Genomic DNA, 16,763 nt, shown 5'->3' on the forward strand with positions numbered 1-16,763 from the left:
AATAAATAGAAATAGCACTATTTTTTCACATAGACGGACTATGAGAGAAGTGAAACGGCTATCAAACTCTTTTAATCACTATAAATTCTATGTTTCTATGTGTTTAAAAATAAATTTAATTACGAAAATGAAAATGAAAAATTATATAACCAAAATCGTGATGGTCGCCATTTTGATCAGCACATTGATATCCTGTAAAGTTTCGAAGGATATTGAAACTCCAAAAGATGCATTTCCTGAGAATTTCAGGAATGCATCGGTTTCAAAAGACACAACAAGCATTGGTGATTTGGAGTGGAAAAACTTCTTTACAGAAAAAGATATTGTTCAATTGATAGACAGTGCCGTGGTCAGAAACAATGACCTGCAGATTGCTGCCAAAAACATTGAAATTGCACAATACCGATTCACGCAATCGAAATGGAACAATGTTCCGCAAGCCAATTTATTTGTAACTGCCAATATCAATAATCCTTCCGAAAACAGTTTTACCGGCATGAACCTGAACCAAGCTTTAGGCAAAAAACATATTGAGGATTTTTCGACTGGAGTTTCGCTTTCATGGGAAGCTGATATTTGGGGGAAAATCAAAAGCCAAAAGAAAGGAGCTTTTGCCGAATATCTGCAATCAGAAGAAGTGAAAAAAGCATTGCAGACTACTATCGTCGCCAATGTTTCAACAGGCTATTACAACCTTTTGATGCTGGACGCACAATTGGAAATCGCTAAGAAAAATGTACAGCTAATTGACAGTACTAGCACTATCATCAAATTAAAATTTGATGCCGGACAGGTCACTTCATTAGCCATCCAACAATCGGAAGCACAAAAATTAAATGCGGCTCAATTAGTTCCTTTATTGGAACAAAATATTGCGATCCAAGAAAATGCTTTGAGTGTGTTAACTGGTTCATTCCCTAATTCGAAAAAAAGAAGCATTGTTCTTAATAATATTGAAGTGAAGAATAATGCTGCGATTGGAATTCCGTCTTCATTAATAAGCAGAAGACCGGATGTGAAAAGTGCAGAATTAGAACTGAAAATTGCTAATGCCAATGTTGGAATCACAAAAGCCGACTTATATCCTGCATTAAAAATTACAGCCCAAGGCGGGTTAAATTCGTTTGAAAGCAGCAGCTGGTTCAATATTCCTGCTTCGTTATTTGGAACCGCTCTTGGAGGTATCACGCAACCACTTTTGAATAATAAGAAATTAAAAACACAGCATAACATCGCTTTGGCAGAAAGAGAAAAAGCAGTCTTAAACTTCAGGCAATCGGTATTAATTGCGGTTAGTGAAGTGTCTGATGCTTTGGTAAAAGTGGAGAAATTAAACCAACAACAATCTTTTCTTCAGGAACGCGTAAAAACGTTACAGAAAGCAATTACGAATTCAAAAATGCTGTTCAAAAACGGAATGGCCGAATACCTTGAAGTTTTGTCCGCTCAGGCAAATTTATTGCAAAGCGAACTGGAACTGGCTGATATTAAAAGAGAACAACTTACTGCCAATACGGAATTGTATCGTGCATTGGGCGGAGGCTGGAGATAATGCCATTGTTTTTATTTTTTAAACCATTAAGATATTAAGATAGATTAAGTCTTTATTCCCTTAATATCTTAATGGTAAAACAAATTTTAACGGTTTGTAAAACGTTAAAATAGATTAAGCTTTTATTCCCTTAATATCTTAATGGTAAAACCAAAACAAATTAATAATCTAAATTTTAAATAATCATGAGTGCAAATAATTTATTTACCCCCTTTAACCTCAAGTCGCTACACCTTAAAAACAGAATTGTAATGGCGCCAATGACGCGCTCTTTTTCTCCAAACGGAATCCCAACCGATAAAGTAGCCGCCTATTATCAAAAAAGAGCCGAAGGTGAAGTAGGTTTGATACTATCCGAAGGAACTGTGATTGACAGGCCTTCGTCATCAAATGATAAGAATGTCCCTCATTTTCATGGAGAAGAAGCCTTACAAGGTTGGAAAAAAGTGATCGATGAGGTGCATGCTGCCGGAGGCCAAATGGGGCCACAAATATGGCACATGGGAATTATGGACAACCACCATTCTGGCTGGGTTCCGCCCGTTCCTTTTGAAGGCCCGTCGGGATTAAACCGTCCCGGTTTTAATAATGGGAATACGATGTCTGAAAAAGACATTGCAGATACCATCATTGCATTTGGAAAAGCAGCTGCCGATGCAAAAAGATTAGGTTTTGACACTATCGAAATTCACGGTGCACACGGTTACCTGATTGACCAATTTTTCAATCCTGAAACCAACTTGCGCACGGACAGTTACGGAGGAAAAACATTGAAGGAACGTAATCGGTTTGCCATTGAAGTGGTGAAAGAAATTAGAAAACAGGTAGGAAACGATTTTGCAGTGATTATGCGCTTCTCTCAATTCAAACCTTCTGATTACAATTATAAACTAGCAAAAACACCACAGGAATTAGACGCCTGGCTTACACCTCTTGTTGATGCTGGAGTTGACATTCTACACTGTTCACAACGTCGATTTTGGGAACCTGAGTTTGAAAAATCAGATCTAAATTTTGCCGGATGGGCCAAAAAAGTAACAGGAGCTCCAACCATTACTGTTGGTTCCATTGGACTTTCTAATGATTTCTTTGGGGCATTTGCAGGAGAAAGCTCGGAGCCAACTTCATTGGACGAGTTAAACAGACGTTTCGACAGAGGCGATTTTGATTTAGTTGCCGTTGGAAGACCTTTACTTTCAGACCCAAACTGGACTGCAAAAATAAAATCAGGAAAAACAAATGAGCTTGTAGGCTTTAGCAAAGAAGCATTGAGCGAATTAATATTAGAATAAAGAAAACCCAAATTAGTTTTATTGTGTAAATGCGGCAAACCCTTAAATAGTCATATTATTTAGGGGTTTGCTATTTTATGATGGTTCATTGAAAATGTTTTTATTCAAGAATGTTGTCCAAACTAATAAACAATATTCCCATTACTGATCAAAGACTTTACAGGCGATATTCAACTTTTCAAAATCAAAACTTCGCTAAATCGTGCACGGTATAAAATTTAAGGCCTATAGTTTTTGCGTACTTGCACAGCTCCTCTAAAGCAGAAAGTGGCGTTTCTATCTTTTCATCGGCATTAGGAACTGTCTTATGTCCATAAAATATCACTATCTTATTGTGGCTTTTGGCATAATCCATCAAGCTTTTGTAATACGGAATATTAAACTGCTTGTAATCATCATCGATCCCAAGACCATAAATCACTCTATTTCCTTCAAAATAACAAAATTGTGATTCGGGCGGGATCTGTTCATAAGTCGTTCCTCTTATAATATCAAAATATTTAAGCAATTCAGCATCCAGTGTGGCATCACGAGCACCGTCGGGATAAGCAAAAGTACGTACATCAAAACCATCCTTGGCCATAGCTAATTTCAAAGGCAAAATATCGTCTTTGATATATTTCTCCATTCCAAATTCCTTGTAATACTTCAAAGCATTAAAATGGTTATAGCCATGTGCACCAATCTCATGCCCATTATTATTCAGATAATGCAACTTCGCTTTTTGGTCAGCAGTCAAACCGCCATACCAAGTAACAAAAAAGGTAGCCTTCCAGTGATAGGGATGCAACAATTTATCGGCTACGTACCAATCTTCTATATAATTATCATCAAAACTAAAAATCACGCCGGGCTGTATTTTCTTTTTTACTGGCTTTACTACAACCTTCTTTGCTTTCCCTTCAGGCGTTTTTCCTTCAGGGTACATTTTAACGGCTAGCACAACAGTTGTAACAGCTACAATGATTATCGATAGTATTCCTTTTACGGATAGAGGCTTCTTCATGAAAAATTACTAATTATTGCTTATAAAAATAGTTGTATTTTTTATACTTCCAAAAAAAAGTCCAAAATTCAACAGCTTAAAGCTTATAGTCACAAAATCAAACTGTTTTTCGGTAATTTAAAATTGCCCAAAGGTTGAAAAATAATGCAAAACAGAATAAGGCTATAAATTGTGTTCCCAATTCTGTTATACCGCTTCCTTTGAGGTAAACCAGGCGCATTACCTGCATAAAATATTTCAACGGATTAAAAACAGTGATGTACTGCGCCCATTCGGCCATACTGTTAACAGGGGTGAACAAACCGCTCATCAATATCAAAATCAGCATAAAAAAATACATCACAAACATCGCCTGCTGCATCGTATTGGAATAATTGGAAATCACCAATCCAAAACCCGAAATCCCCAAAATATAAAGTGCAGCAAAAAAATAAATGGTTCCTAAACTCCCTGCCGGAATCAAACCATAAACCAGGAAAGCCACACCGAATGCTATCGTAAGCACCGCAAATCCCATAATCCAGTACGGCAGTAATTTTGAAAGTATAAAAACAAACTTCGGAATCGGAGTCACATTAATCTGTTCCATAGTTCCTGCCTCTTTCTCACCTACAATATTCAGCGCCGGAAGAAAACCACAAAGCATCGTCAAAACCATAACCATCAAGGCGGGAATCATATAAATTTTATAACTCAAATGCGGATTAAACCGGTTTTGGGAAATAATTTCTATAGCTGGAAACTTTGCTGATGCTGTGGATTGAACCCATTTCTCGCGCACTTCCGAAGAAAAATCAGTGACAATTCCCGTAAGATAAGCACTGCCCAATCCTCCTTTTGTACCATTAACCGAATTCGCCGAAATCAACAAATGTGCTGCCTGTTCCCGAACCAAATCTTTTTCAAAATTGGCTGGGATTTCCAAAATAATATCGGCTTCGTCCATTTCAATCTGATTCAGTGCTTTTTTTGAATTTCCGGCAATTGAAGTCAGTTTGTAGTAACCCGAAGAAATTACTTTCTGCACCAGTTGGTTGGAATAATCACTGTGATCATTATCAACTACACACAGATTTATGTTTTTTATCTCAAAATTGGCCGCAAGCGGAAATACCAGCAACACCATTACCGGAAACATTAATATCGTCCGGGGCAGGAATTTATTGCGAAAAATCTGCTTGAATTCTTTTTCTAATAAAAACTTTATCATTACTCTAACCTATTTTTGAAATTCTTCAAACTAATACTGACAATAATAACAACCATAGAACCGAGTATTATCAGTTCTTTATAAATAGACGAAACACCAGTTCCTTTAATCATAATGTCTTTTACGGCTATGATATACCATTTTGCCGGAATAATATTGGACAAAAACTGCAAAGGCAAAGGCATATTTTCGACAGGAAAAATCATCCCGGAAAGTAACATTATCGGCATCATAAAAATCATTCCCGAAATCAGCATAGCCGCCATTTGTGTTTGTGTAACCGTAGAAACCAGCAATCCCAACGACAAGGCAACAAAAACAAAAAGTATCGAAAGCACTACCAGCCAAAACAAACTTCCGGCAACCGGAACACCCAAAACATAAACCGCCAACAAAAGCACCGAAACCGTGTTGACACAAGACAACATAAAATAAGGAACCGCTTTGGCAAGAATGATATAAATAGGCTTCAGAGGCGAAACAAGCAACACTTCCATCGTGCCCATTTCTTTTTCACGAACAATCGCAATCGAAGTCATCATCGCACAAATCAGCATCATGATAAGCCCCAAAACACCCGGAACAAAATTATAAGCATCTTTCATCTGTGGGTTATAAAGCATTTTCACGTCGGGTAAAATCTGAAACGGAACTTTCATTCCCTGCATCAAATCCTGCTGATAATCCATGATAATTGAACGTGCATAATTGGTCACCGCAGTGGCCGTATTCGGGTCGGTCGCATCGGCAATTAACTGCACATGACCATTGCCCGAATGAAACAGATTAGTCTCAAAATTTTCGTCAAAAACCATAATTAACCCAATCTCTCCTTCCCGAAATTCATGTTCAATTTCGGCCGGATCATTCAAATATTTGGCAACTTCGAAATACCGACTCGAATTAACCCGCTCAATTATTTTTCTGGAAGCAATACTTTTCGAAGGGTCATAAACGGCTACTTTAGAATTTTTGACCTCGGTGGTAATCGCAAATCCAAAGAGAAGAATTTGCATAATTGGCATTCCCAAAAGCAGCAACATCGTTCGCAAATCGCGAAAAATATGCAGAAATTCCTTTTTTACAAATGACAAAAATTGTTTCATAATATTCCTTTTTTGGAGCAGAACATTTGTGTTTTTTACAAGTTCCCTCCCGCTTTTCGCTACAATCTTGCGGGCTGAACCCCAGCCCACAATTATTTTCGCTTCAATCGGGGCTAAAGATCGACTTTCCGCTTTTTTAGAATAATCATCGCGTAATCAAATTAATTTGTGAAAATTTGTGTAATCAGTGGCTAAAAAATCAATCCCCTTTCCGAATTGCTTTTCTCGCCAATTCCTGAAAGACCCCATCCATATCACTCGCACCATATTTCAACTTAAGATTCTTCGGTGTATCCAAAGCACTAATTTTTCCATCAACCATAATCGAAACCCGATTACAATATTCGGCTTCGTCCATATAATGTGTCGTCACAAAAACAGTTATTCCTCTCGCTGAAGCCTCATAAATAAGTTCCCAAAACTGTCTCCGAATCATTGGGTCCACACCTCCTGTGGGTTCATCGAGAAAAACAATTTTCGGATTATGAAAAATCGAAACCGAAAACGCCAGCTTTTGTTTCCATCCCAAAGGAAGGGCCTTTACCAAAGTATTCTTCTCCGATTCAAAATTCAAAGTACACAACAACTCATCTGTTTTTGAACGAATTTCCTTTTCACCCATTCCGTAAATACCCGCAAACAACCGTATATTTTCCCAAACCTTTAAATCATTATAAAGCGAAAACTTCTGGCTCATATAACCAATATTCCTTTTGATTTGTTCTGGGTCTTTATGAATATCAAAACCGGCTACAGTTCCATTGCCCGACGTAGGTTTGCTCAAACCACAAAGCATACGGATAGCTGTTGTTTTTCCGGCTCCGTTTGCACCAAGAAAACCAAAAATTTCTCCTTGATTTACATCAAAAGTTACATCATCTACAGCCGTAAAATCACCAAAACGCTTCACCAGATTATTTACCTTAATCGCTTTCATTTAAACTTAAAAATAAAATTAACCACATAGAAACATAGATTTTTAACTGATAAATTTTAAGAACAAATAGAAAATAGCCCTATTTTTTCACATAGATAACCTATGCGAAAAGTTTAACGCCTATCAAACTCTTTTTAACCAAAAGAAATTCTATGTCTCTATGTGGTAAAAACATTTTCATTTACATAATTAAACCCCAAAATTCATATAACAATCTTCAATTCTGGGTTGAGTTTCTTGAATGTGAATATTTGTATGCCCTTTTTCAGCCAAAAAAGCTTCAAATTCGTTGATTGAAACCTCTGCCGTTTTGAAAGTAACATGATGCGAATCACCAAAAGCAAAACAGGATTTCACATTTGGAAACAGTCTTATGTCTTTCAATAATTGGTACATATCATTACTCTGAACCGACCAAAGTGCCATCCCAAACTGATTCACCATATTTTCGGGCGTATCAATTTTCAATAGTTGACCGTCCGAAATTAAGGCGATACGGTCACACAAAGTCGCCTCATCCATATAAGGCGTGGAAACCAAAATAGTAATTCCCTCCTTTTTTAATTTTTGAAGCATTTGCCAAAACTCTTTTCTCGAAACCGGATCGACACCAGTCGTAGGTTCATCAAGAAACAACACCGAAGGTTTATGAATTAAGGCACAGGATAAAGCCAACTTTTGCTTCATTCCTCCCGAAAGCGCACCTGTTTTACGTTTTTTGAAAGGTTCTATTTGCTGGTAAATGTCTTTTATCAAATCATAATTTTCTTCGACCGTGGTATTAAAAACAGTAGCAAAAAAATTCAGGTTTTCTTCGACTGTCAAATCCTGATAGAGTGAAAACCGTCCCGGCATATACCCTACTCTTTCTCTGATTGCTTTATAATCTTTAACAACATCAAAACCATCCACCGATGCATTTCCAGAATCGGGTTTCAAAAGTGTGGTTAAGATTCGGAAAATAGTTGTCTTCCCTGCTCCGTCAGGACCAATCAACCCGAATATTTCGCTTCTATTCACCTGAAAAGAAACATCTTTTACAGCCGATACTTTTCCGTTTCCATACGATTTATTGATATGGTTTACGTCAATGGGAATGCTATTTTCCTTACTGTCCATCAAAATATTTTTTATCAAAAAACAACATCACCATACATTCCAATTTTCAGAGCTCCATCATTTTTTACTTTAATTTTTACGGCATAAACCAGATTGGCTCTTTCGTCTTTCGTTTGAATGGTTTTAGGAGTAAATTCGGCTTTGCTGTTTATCCATTCCACCGTTCCGGAATACGCTTTTGATCCGCCGTTTTCAGTATCAACATTAACTTTTACAGCATCTCCAATTTTTATTTTAGCAAATTGCGAAGCGGTAATATAAGCTCTCAATTTTAGCGTGGACAAATCGGCTATTTTGTAAATGGGTTTTCCTATGGTTGCCATTTCGTACTCATTAGCATACTTGGTCAATACCGTTCCCGAAACAGGATTGGTGATATTGCATTTTTTAAGCTGATCCTCTACCTGCTCCATTTGTATGCCAACAGTTCCGCTTTGCGCATTGAGATTATTCGTTGTAGTACCTAACTGGCTTCTCAAAGCATCTATTTTAGATTGGATAATAGCTATTCTGGAATTCGCATCGTCGAGCTGTTTTTGCGAAGCAACCTCCCCTTTCACTAAATTTTCGATTCGTTTTTTGTCTTTCACTGCATTTTCTAGTTCTTTCTGCAAAGATTCGATTTGTATTTTACTATCAGGACGTCCCGACAAAATAGCCTTTCCACTTTGCTTCAACTGCATTTTGGTCAAGTGCAATTGAGTGCTATCAATAGAACCTATCTTTTGTCCTTTTTCTAATTGGTCACCTTCATTAATTTTCAGTTTCAAAATTTTCCCATTGGCTTCAGCCGACACAATTGTTTCGGTCGCTTCAAAAGTTCCTGAAGCTTCGTTGGCTTTTTCACCATTTCCACAAGAAGAAAGTGCAATGTAAATAGCCAAAACACTTGTTTTATAAAAATTGAACTTCATTTTTATAGAATTAAAATTAATTACCGCTTATCGTTTTGTAGTTGTAAATGCTCATCAACAATTGTACATTATGCAACGCTTGATTACCAATCGCTTCGTTCTCTTTGTTCATAGAAGAAAGTAAATCACTCATGGAGCAAATTCCGTTGTCATACATTAGCTGTTTTGATTTTTTGATATTGACTTTCAGTTTAATGATTTCGTCATCTTTGGCAATAATAGCTTTTTGCTTTTCGATGTCGCTATTGGCTTGTGTCAATTGTAGTTTATTGTTAAACAAAAAAACATCCTGCTGATTCGTTATTTTTTCCATCTCGATCTTCTCCAAATCCTTATTGTTTTTGCTTTTATAAAGACCTTCCGTATTCCATGAAACGTTCAATCCGGCCAAAGCCAATCCATTGAACTTTGACTGACCAAAACTCAATCCAGGCTGAATAAGAACTCCAGCTCCAATCAAACCGACTTTAGGCATCAGCGAAACTTCATTAAAACCTGAACGGGATTCAATCAATTTTAACTGATAGGAATACAAATTCATTTCAGGCCTGTTATTGTTGAGATTGTTTACCGACTCAGACACCATAGGCTTCTCAAGCCTTACATTTTCATCAAGCTTTTCTCCAATTAAATAAGATAACATTTGGACATAACCTTTTCGGGTATAATTGAACTCAATTTTTTTCTGTTCCAAATTCAACATTTCGGCTTTTACCTCATCAACATCTGATGAATAAGCCAATCCATTTTCCTTTGAAAGCCGAACTTTTTTAAGCCCCAATTTCAATTCTTCGTTAAGAATGTCCAAGTGTTTGTTTTGTTCATCAATCAACAAAACCCCAAAAAACAATTGGTTCACGCGTTCGCGAATGGAATACAACGAAACATCCACACTTGACTTTTCGACCTCAGCAGTTGATTTTGCAATTTCTTTTTGTGTACGTGTAGCGCCGCCGTCCCAAATGATTTGGTTAACCTGTGCAATCCCTATAAACTGAGCTTTATTGGGATCTCCCGAACTGGAGCCGGGTGACGAAAATTCGGGTAAACCAGCGAAAATATATCCGCCAATTCCCGTTACACTTACCTGTGGCAAATAGGCTTTATTGGCATTGGAAATAGTATATTCAGATGACTTCGCAATCAAGTCATATTGTTTGATTAACGGATAATTTGCTTTCGCTTTTTCCTGACAACCATCGATGGTTATTTGTCCTTTTGCAGTACTTAAACCGAAAATCAAAAAAAATAGCAAGAATTGTTTCATTTAATTTACCTGTTTAAAACTTACATTTCAAGAAATTTATTTGCCCATAGCATAAGTAATCCCGCCTAGAATATGTTGCAAGAAAAGTGGATCGCTATAGCTTTCGTTCGTATGCCCCAAAGCGGTGTAAAAAACCCTGCCTCCGCCGTATTCATGATACCAAGCCATAGGGTGATTGTCTCCATTTTTTCCCCCAGTATATGACGATTCATCAATTTTCAGAAGTACATTTACATCAGGGTTCAAATCTTTGAAATTATACCATTCGTCAAATCGTTCCCAAATTACAGGAAGATGGCGCGTAGATAAATGGTCTTTATTCACAACTACCAATTTGGCTATTTGCGGTTTTGGATGCGATACGAAATAACCACCAACCATTTTTCCAAACCAAGGCCAATCGAATTCGCAATCAGAAGCAGAATGGATTCCCACAAAACCTTTGTCTTTTTTCATAAATTCCTGCAATGCCAATTCTTCATTTTTTCCTAAAATAGTACCGGTGGTGTTCAAAAAAATAATAACCTGATACTGATTTAAATTTTTAGTATTTATGGCCAATGAATCTTCGGTAGCATCGACTAAAAAATGATTTTCGACTCCCAATTTCTTTATCGCAGCGATGCCAGCCGGAATACTTTCGTGTCTCCAACCGTTGGTTTTTGAAAAAATCAGGACTTTTTTGGGTTTTGCAACGGAAATCTCTTTATCATTTTTTTGATAAAAAGACACTAAAAAAAAGCTGATTACAGCTAGTATTGAAGATAAAAGAACATTTTTTGATTTGGGTGTTATGGTCATAATTTAGGTTAGTTTTTATTATGTTAATATACTAAAATAATTGATTCGATCAGCTTAGTCCATTTTTGAAAACATTTTCCTTTTAGTAGACAAAAAATGAATTGGTTTTTTGTATTTTTATAGCATAACGAAATCCAATTTCTATAATTTAAATACTATTTTTAATCATTTGATCTAATTAAAACAAATGAAAAATAGATTGACAATTACAAAACCAACAATTATGACACAAAAAAGCTTTAACGAGTGGTTAGACAAAATATCAAAAACCGAAAAACCAAGCGATGAAATTCTAGCCTATTATTTTGGAATACTCGAAACGACTAATGGTTATGAAACCTACCTAGTTGGTTCGAAGGAGTTTCACGAAGATGATGAAGATTGGGCTTGCAATACCGATTTTGTGCCGGCTGATAAATATCTGAAACTCGGACAAGCAGAAACAGACTGGAAACAAATCCTTGATCAAGTAAAAAATCATATTGAAAACTATACTCAAACAGAAAATTTCAAAAATAGTTTTCTAAGAAAAGCTAAAGCAATAGCGACAGGTTTTGACAGTGGAGATCTCCATATAATAAGGTAATATCCACTGGCTAATTAAACATAAATATTCTACAATTCTAAACAATCCCCCCTAAAACTAAACAAAATGGACAAAAAACACTTCGTACTGCATTTACTTCCATCACGACCTGATTTTGCAAAAACAATGAGCGAAGAAGAACTTGCAATAATGCAAGACCACATTGCTTATTGGATGGATCTTATGAACAAAGGAAAAGTATTGGCGTTTGGCCCAGTGCTAGACCCAAAAGAAGTTTACGGCCTCGGAATAGTTGAGGTGGACAGCGAGGAAGAAGTACAAGAATTCATTGCCAATGACCCCGCCGGAAAGATAAACAAATATGAATACCATCTTATGAACGCAGTTGTGCCAAAAACACACGCGAACTAAAAAAGAAAAAGTTCCGCTGCAAACGGAACTTTTTCTTTTATTGTCCTTTCCACACAGACGTTACGGATTAAACAGATTTACTTTAATTGATGTAGTTAAAAGTAGATTTTGGTTTTTAAAGACTACAAAAAGGAGCATATCCTTTCAGTTTATACGAAATTCCCATCTCCAATCCTCTCAATTCGGCCAATCCTTTTAGCCTTCCTACTAACGAATAACCAGGATATTGCTCTTTCCCATCTTCGATTGAATGAAGGAAACCGTGATCGGGACGCATTGGCAAACTGAGGTTTCTTTTCTGCATCAGCAGAATCAATTTCTCCATAATACTTTCCATCGGATTATCACCGTTAAGATGTTCCGATTCCCTGAAAACAGTTGTACTGTCTCTTGCTACATTTCTCAAATGCAAAAAGTGGATTCGGTCTCCGAAATCATCTATTATTTTTTCCAAATCATTATTCGGGTCTGCACCCAATGAACCTGTACAATAGCAAAGTCCATTTGCATTTATAGGCACGGCTTTGAATATTTTTTTCAAATCAGCTTCTGTGCAAACAATCCTTGGCAAACCCATAACCGAAAACGGCGGATCATCAGGATGTATTGCTAGTTTCACTTCCAATTCTTCAGCAACCGGAGCTACTTCCGACAAGAAATAAATCAGGTTTTCTCTTAATTTGTTATTGTCAATATGCTTATAATTGTCCAGCAAAGCCAAAATCTGTTCTGCTGTAAAATTAATTTTACTTCCTGGCAATCCAAGCAACACATTTTTAAACAATAAATCTTTCTCAGCTTGACTAAGTTGGTTTCCGTAATCAAGCGCAATTTGTTTTTCTTCCTCCGAATAATCATTTTCAACATTTGGTCTTTTCAATAAATAAAGATCAAAATAATTGAAGGCAATTTGGTTATAAAGCAACGCTTTCGAACCATCAGGATTTTCAAAAGCATGATTGGTTCGCACCCAGTCCAAAATCGGCATGAAATTATATGTCACCACCTTGATACCGCACTCTGCCACATTCCTCAAACTGATTTTATAGTTTTCTATATATTGCAAATAGTTTCCGTTGGCTTTTTTGATATCTTCATGAACAGGTAAACTTTCGATTACAGTCCATTCCATTCCCGCCTTCCTAACAATTTCCTGACGCTCTTTAATGGCATCAACTGTCCAAATTTCACCAACCGGAATTTCGTGTAGCGCAGTTACAATTCCCGTAACACCACATTGTCTGATATCTCTCAAAGCGATGGCATCATTAGGCCCGAACCATCGCATTGTTTGTTCCATTTTAATCATTCTGATCTCTATTATTAAAATCCTATACTGTTTCCGCCATCAACCGGAAGAACAGTTCCCGTTACATACTTAGATTCGCTGGTAGCAAAATAATAAGCCGCATCAGCAATATCATCCGGTTCTCCCAAAGTCCCCATCGGCGTTCTTCCAAGCACTTTATTTTTTCTTTCAGGATCGGAGTCCAAAGCTTTGGCAGACATTTTAGTCTTGATAAAACCGGGAGCAATACAGTTCACTCGAACACCAAATTGCGCCAATTCAACCGCCATTGCTCTTGTCATTATCTCAATTGCACCTTTACTTGCCGAGTAAGCAATCACACGTGGAATACCGTATTGCGAAGCCATCGAACTGATATTGATAATACTTCCTCCTCCATTATTTTTCATCACTTTAACCACTTCCCTGCTTACAGCAAAAACACTTTTCACATTAGTATGAATAATCGATTCAAAATCGGCATCAGTAACTTCCAGAAAATCTTTTTTAAGATTGATTCCCGCATTGTTAACCAAAATATCAATGTTTCCATCTTTGGCTAAATCAGTGATCATGGCAGGAATTGCATCCAAATTATTCAAATCAAAAATCACCGGAATTGCATTTGGACCGATTTCGGCACAGGCATCTTCCGTTTTTTCTTTTGTTCTCCCTATGATGAAAGTCTTTATTCCGTTATCACAAAATTTCTTTGCTGTTGCAAACCCTAATCCGGAATTTCCTCCCGTTACAATTGCCCTTTTTGTATTCATTCTTCTTTGAAAAATTTATTCGTTTATTTGTTTGATAGTTTCATTAATCTGATTAATTATTCCCTGGTGCAAATGGAAATTTCAATGACTGAAAATACTCCAATGTCTGTGTTGGTTTTTCAACTCCCTGCGGTAATTCTTTCCCTGAAAATTGTTGGAAGTACAACAAACAAGCATCCCTCCACCATCTGGCTTCTTTGTATTGAATACCCAATAACATTTTCACTTCATTGAATCGTTGTTCATCAACATATTTCCCCATTTTATCCCAAGTGGAAGCCATTGTTTTTACCTCATCAACTCCCTCTTGATATTTCAATGCCATTCCGTTCCAAAGCGTTTGTCCATTACTTAATTTATAATCCCAAGGCAAATGATGAAACCACAATAGCTCCTTCTCAGGGCAAGTAGTAACATCATCAAACATTTTACCTACTTCAGATGCGTATTGACCAGTTGCATTACTTCCTGATTTGGAACGGTCAAAACCGATTCCGTTTTTATCTGCTTTGTGGTAATAAACCGGATTCCATTCAGGGCGAGATAAGTTACTTACCCAAGGTCCAGGCCCATAATGATGCCCTGTGTCCATAATATGATGTAATCCTAACGGTGTCATGTAATTCACTACCGCTTCTCTGGAATTCAGCATCATTTGCTTTATAGGTTCAACAAAATTTTTATCGTTTGAAAAAGTCGAACGCAACCAATCTTCGGCGATCAAACCCGAATCCAAATAAGGATTCCAAGCCAACCTTCCATAGCCGTACCAATTTGCCTGCGCAAATGGATGTCCCGTCCAATTCAAATCACTGCCGATATTGGCAACTCCAGCAATTCCAGATATTTTATGGTTTTCCAATGAACCATCAATTATTTTCGCAACTGTAGAACCTTTTCCTTTACAATAGGTATCTGATTCCAAAACTTCCTGAAAGAGTTTTGGCAGAAAAACCAAATGACTGCTAAAACCTAAATATTCCTGGGTAATCTGAAATTCCATCATTAAAGGTGTTTTTGGCATTGCCCCAAACATCGGGTGGAAAGGTTCTCTGGGCTGAAAATCGATAGCACCATTTTTCACCTGAACAATAACATTATCCCTGAATTTCCCTTCATAAGGAACAAATTCGCTATACGCTTGTTTTGCTCTGTCATCGACATCATGCTCCGAATACACAAAAGCCCTCCACATCACTATTCCGCCGAAAGGAGCCAACGCATCGGCCAGCATATTCGCACCATCAACGTGGTTTCTGCCATAATTTTGTGGTCCAGGCTGTCCTTCTGAATTTGCTTTTACAAGAAATCCACCAAAATCAGGAATTCTTTTGTAGATTTCTTTAACCTTTTCTTTCCACCAATTAATTACATCAGCATCATAAGGATCGGCTGTTTTTAATTTTCCAATTTCAATTGGAGCAGAAAATCTCGCGGTCAAATACACCTTGATTCCATAAGGTCTGAAAGTATTCGCTAATGCTTCCACTTTTTCCAGATATTGTGGTGTCAATATTATGGCATTGGCATTTACATTATTCAAAACCGTTCCGTTGATTCCAATCGAAGCATTTGCCCGAGCGTAATCGATATAACGCTGATCTATAAAATCAGGTAATTTTTGCCAGTTCCAAAGCGACGAACCTGCGTAACCGCGCTCAACTGTTCCATTCAAATTATCCCAATGATTCAGCATTCGGATATTTATTTTGGGAGAATCAACAATATTTATATTTGTAATAGATTTATTGGTTTGGATAAGTCTTAAAAAATAAAAAACACCATATAAAACACCAACATCGGTTTTTGCAGTAATTACAATTTGCTCATTTTCTTTGGAGCCAATTGTTTTTATGATGTAGCCTTCGTTATTGATTTGCTCAAACTCTTTTTTTAGTTTTTGCTGAGTAGCTTCATCTAGAGAAGATTTGGAACCAAAAACCAGAATACTTTGAGCATTTTGATTTTGCTGAATTTCAATTTTCATTCCCAATAAACCGGAAAGTCCTTGCTGTAATTCTTCTGTAGCAAGCTGAATTGTTTTGGAATTTCCCAAAGCGGCAATTCCTTTTATTTTTGATGAATACCCCGAGAGCAATTCCTTATTTTCTATTTTATCATATCGAAGCCATAACTTGTAATCCTGCTGTCCTGATACATTCAAGGAAAACATGAAAACAGTCAGTATTAACAGAAAATACATTTTTGGAAAGCTCTTCATATTTTGGATAATTTATTTTTTTTGCAATCGGTTGCGTAAAAGTATAACATTGAAAAATAATAAAAAAATTTTTCATTATTTTTTTCATATTCATAAAAAACAAATCAAATCAAAAACAAAAAATCAACAATCAATACTGTTTTACAAAAAAGACAGGTTTTCTTATTTGTATTCTGATTCACTTCAAAGATTCTTCATAGCAGCAATTTGAAACTCATTTTCTTTGAAATATTGATGCATTCTTTTTCAAACTCATCTGAAGTAGAATAGTCAGGATGAAGAATTTCTGGGACATCGTAAAAGTCAATACAATGCTTTC

The 16,763-nt window shown here is 36.7% G+C and carries 15 protein-coding genes; 4 read left to right on the plus strand and 11 right to left on the minus strand.

What is annotated here, in order from left to right; translation table 11 throughout:
- Positions 1 to 133: 133 nt before the first annotated feature.
- Entirely contained in the window at positions 134 to 1,552 is a 1,419-nt protein-coding gene (locus OZP12_RS15600) for a TolC family protein (RefSeq protein WP_281225960.1), read from the plus strand.
- A gap of 185 nt (positions 1,553 to 1,737) precedes the next feature.
- Positions 1,738 to 2,844, plus strand: a complete 1,107-nt coding sequence (locus tag OZP12_RS15605) for an NADH:flavin oxidoreductase (RefSeq protein WP_281225961.1) — start codon at positions 1,738 to 1,740, stop codon at positions 2,842 to 2,844.
- A gap of 184 nt (positions 2,845 to 3,028) precedes the next feature.
- Here the strand turns inward: OZP12_RS15605 and OZP12_RS15610 are convergent, their stop codons facing one another.
- The 8 genes from OZP12_RS15610 to OZP12_RS15645 all read right to left on the minus strand — a co-directional run bounded on the left by OZP12_RS15610 (position 3,029) and on the right by OZP12_RS15645 (position 11,204).
- On the minus strand, positions 3,029 to 3,850 hold the full coding sequence (locus OZP12_RS15610) for a polysaccharide deacetylase family protein (RefSeq protein ID WP_281225962.1): 822 nt from the start codon (positions 3,848 to 3,850) through the stop codon (positions 3,029 to 3,031).
- A 97-nt stretch (positions 3,851 to 3,947) separates the two neighbouring features.
- The gene (locus tag OZP12_RS15615; RefSeq protein WP_281225963.1) at positions 3,948 to 5,060 is read right to left on the minus strand and encodes an ABC transporter permease; all 1,113 of its coding nucleotides are present in this window, start codon (positions 5,058 to 5,060) and stop codon (positions 3,948 to 3,950) included.
- Positions 5,060 to 6,166 carry an ABC transporter permease gene (locus tag OZP12_RS15620; RefSeq protein ID WP_281225964.1) on the minus strand — a complete coding sequence of 369 codons (1,107 nt, stop codon included), beginning with the start codon at positions 6,164 to 6,166 and terminating at the stop codon, positions 5,060 to 5,062. The genes OZP12_RS15615 and OZP12_RS15620 overlap by 1 nt, the downstream gene beginning before the upstream one ends.
- A 199-nt stretch (positions 6,167 to 6,365) precedes the next feature.
- The gene (locus OZP12_RS15625; RefSeq protein ID WP_281225965.1) at positions 6,366 to 7,103 is read right to left on the minus strand and encodes an ABC transporter ATP-binding protein; all 738 of its coding nucleotides are present in this window, start codon (positions 7,101 to 7,103) and stop codon (positions 6,366 to 6,368) included.
- 189 nt (positions 7,104 to 7,292) lie between these two features.
- Positions 7,293 to 8,222: an ABC transporter ATP-binding protein gene (locus OZP12_RS15630; RefSeq protein WP_281225966.1), complete on the minus strand. Its 930-nt coding sequence runs from the start codon at positions 8,220 to 8,222 to the stop codon at positions 7,293 to 7,295.
- A 14-nt stretch (positions 8,223 to 8,236) separates the two neighbouring features.
- Positions 8,237 to 9,136 (minus strand): HlyD family secretion protein, encoded by a 900-nt coding sequence (locus OZP12_RS15635; protein WP_281225967.1) that lies wholly within the window; start codon positions 9,134 to 9,136, stop codon positions 8,237 to 8,239.
- Positions 9,137 to 9,152: 16 nt separating this feature from the next.
- Entirely contained in the window at positions 9,153 to 10,403 is a 1,251-nt protein-coding gene (locus OZP12_RS15640) for a TolC family protein (RefSeq protein ID WP_281225968.1), read from the minus strand.
- Positions 10,404 to 10,439: 36 nt separating this feature from the next.
- Complete coding sequence (locus OZP12_RS15645; RefSeq protein ID WP_281225969.1) at positions 10,440 to 11,204, minus strand: ThuA domain-containing protein; 765 nt, start codon at positions 11,202 to 11,204, stop codon at positions 10,440 to 10,442.
- Positions 11,205 to 11,391: 187 nt separating this feature from the next.
- Here OZP12_RS15645 and OZP12_RS15650 point away from each other — a divergent pair, with 187 nt between their 5' ends.
- On the plus strand, positions 11,392 to 11,790 hold the full coding sequence (locus OZP12_RS15650) for a hypothetical protein (protein ID WP_281225970.1): 399 nt from the start codon (positions 11,392 to 11,394) through the stop codon (positions 11,788 to 11,790).
- A gap of 66 nt (positions 11,791 to 11,856) precedes the next feature.
- Positions 11,857 to 12,162 (plus strand): YciI family protein, encoded by a 306-nt coding sequence (locus OZP12_RS15655; protein WP_281225971.1) that lies wholly within the window; start codon positions 11,857 to 11,859, stop codon positions 12,160 to 12,162.
- A 115-nt stretch (positions 12,163 to 12,277) separates the two neighbouring features.
- On the opposite strand, the gene uxuA is transcribed toward OZP12_RS15655, so the two are convergent.
- From uxuA to OZP12_RS15670, 3 genes are read right to left on the minus strand one after another with little or no spacing between them, the layout of a single operon-like run.
- Positions 12,278 to 13,462 (minus strand): mannonate dehydratase, encoded by a 1,185-nt coding sequence (uxuA, locus tag OZP12_RS15660; RefSeq protein ID WP_281225972.1) that lies wholly within the window; start codon positions 13,460 to 13,462, stop codon positions 12,278 to 12,280.
- Between the two features lie 23 nt (positions 13,463 to 13,485).
- Positions 13,486 to 14,223: an SDR family NAD(P)-dependent oxidoreductase gene (locus OZP12_RS15665; protein WP_281225973.1), complete on the minus strand. Its 738-nt coding sequence runs from the start codon at positions 14,221 to 14,223 to the stop codon at positions 13,486 to 13,488.
- Between the two features lie 52 nt (positions 14,224 to 14,275).
- Positions 14,276 to 16,426: an alpha-glucuronidase family glycosyl hydrolase gene (locus OZP12_RS15670; RefSeq protein ID WP_281225974.1), complete on the minus strand. Its 2,151-nt coding sequence runs from the start codon at positions 16,424 to 16,426 to the stop codon at positions 14,276 to 14,278.
- Between the last annotated feature and the right edge of the window lie 337 nt (positions 16,427 to 16,763).

The organism is Flavobacterium aquiphilum (assembly GCF_027111335.1).
Lineage (GTDB): Bacteria > Bacteroidota > Bacteroidia > Flavobacteriales > Flavobacteriaceae > Flavobacterium > Flavobacterium aquiphilum.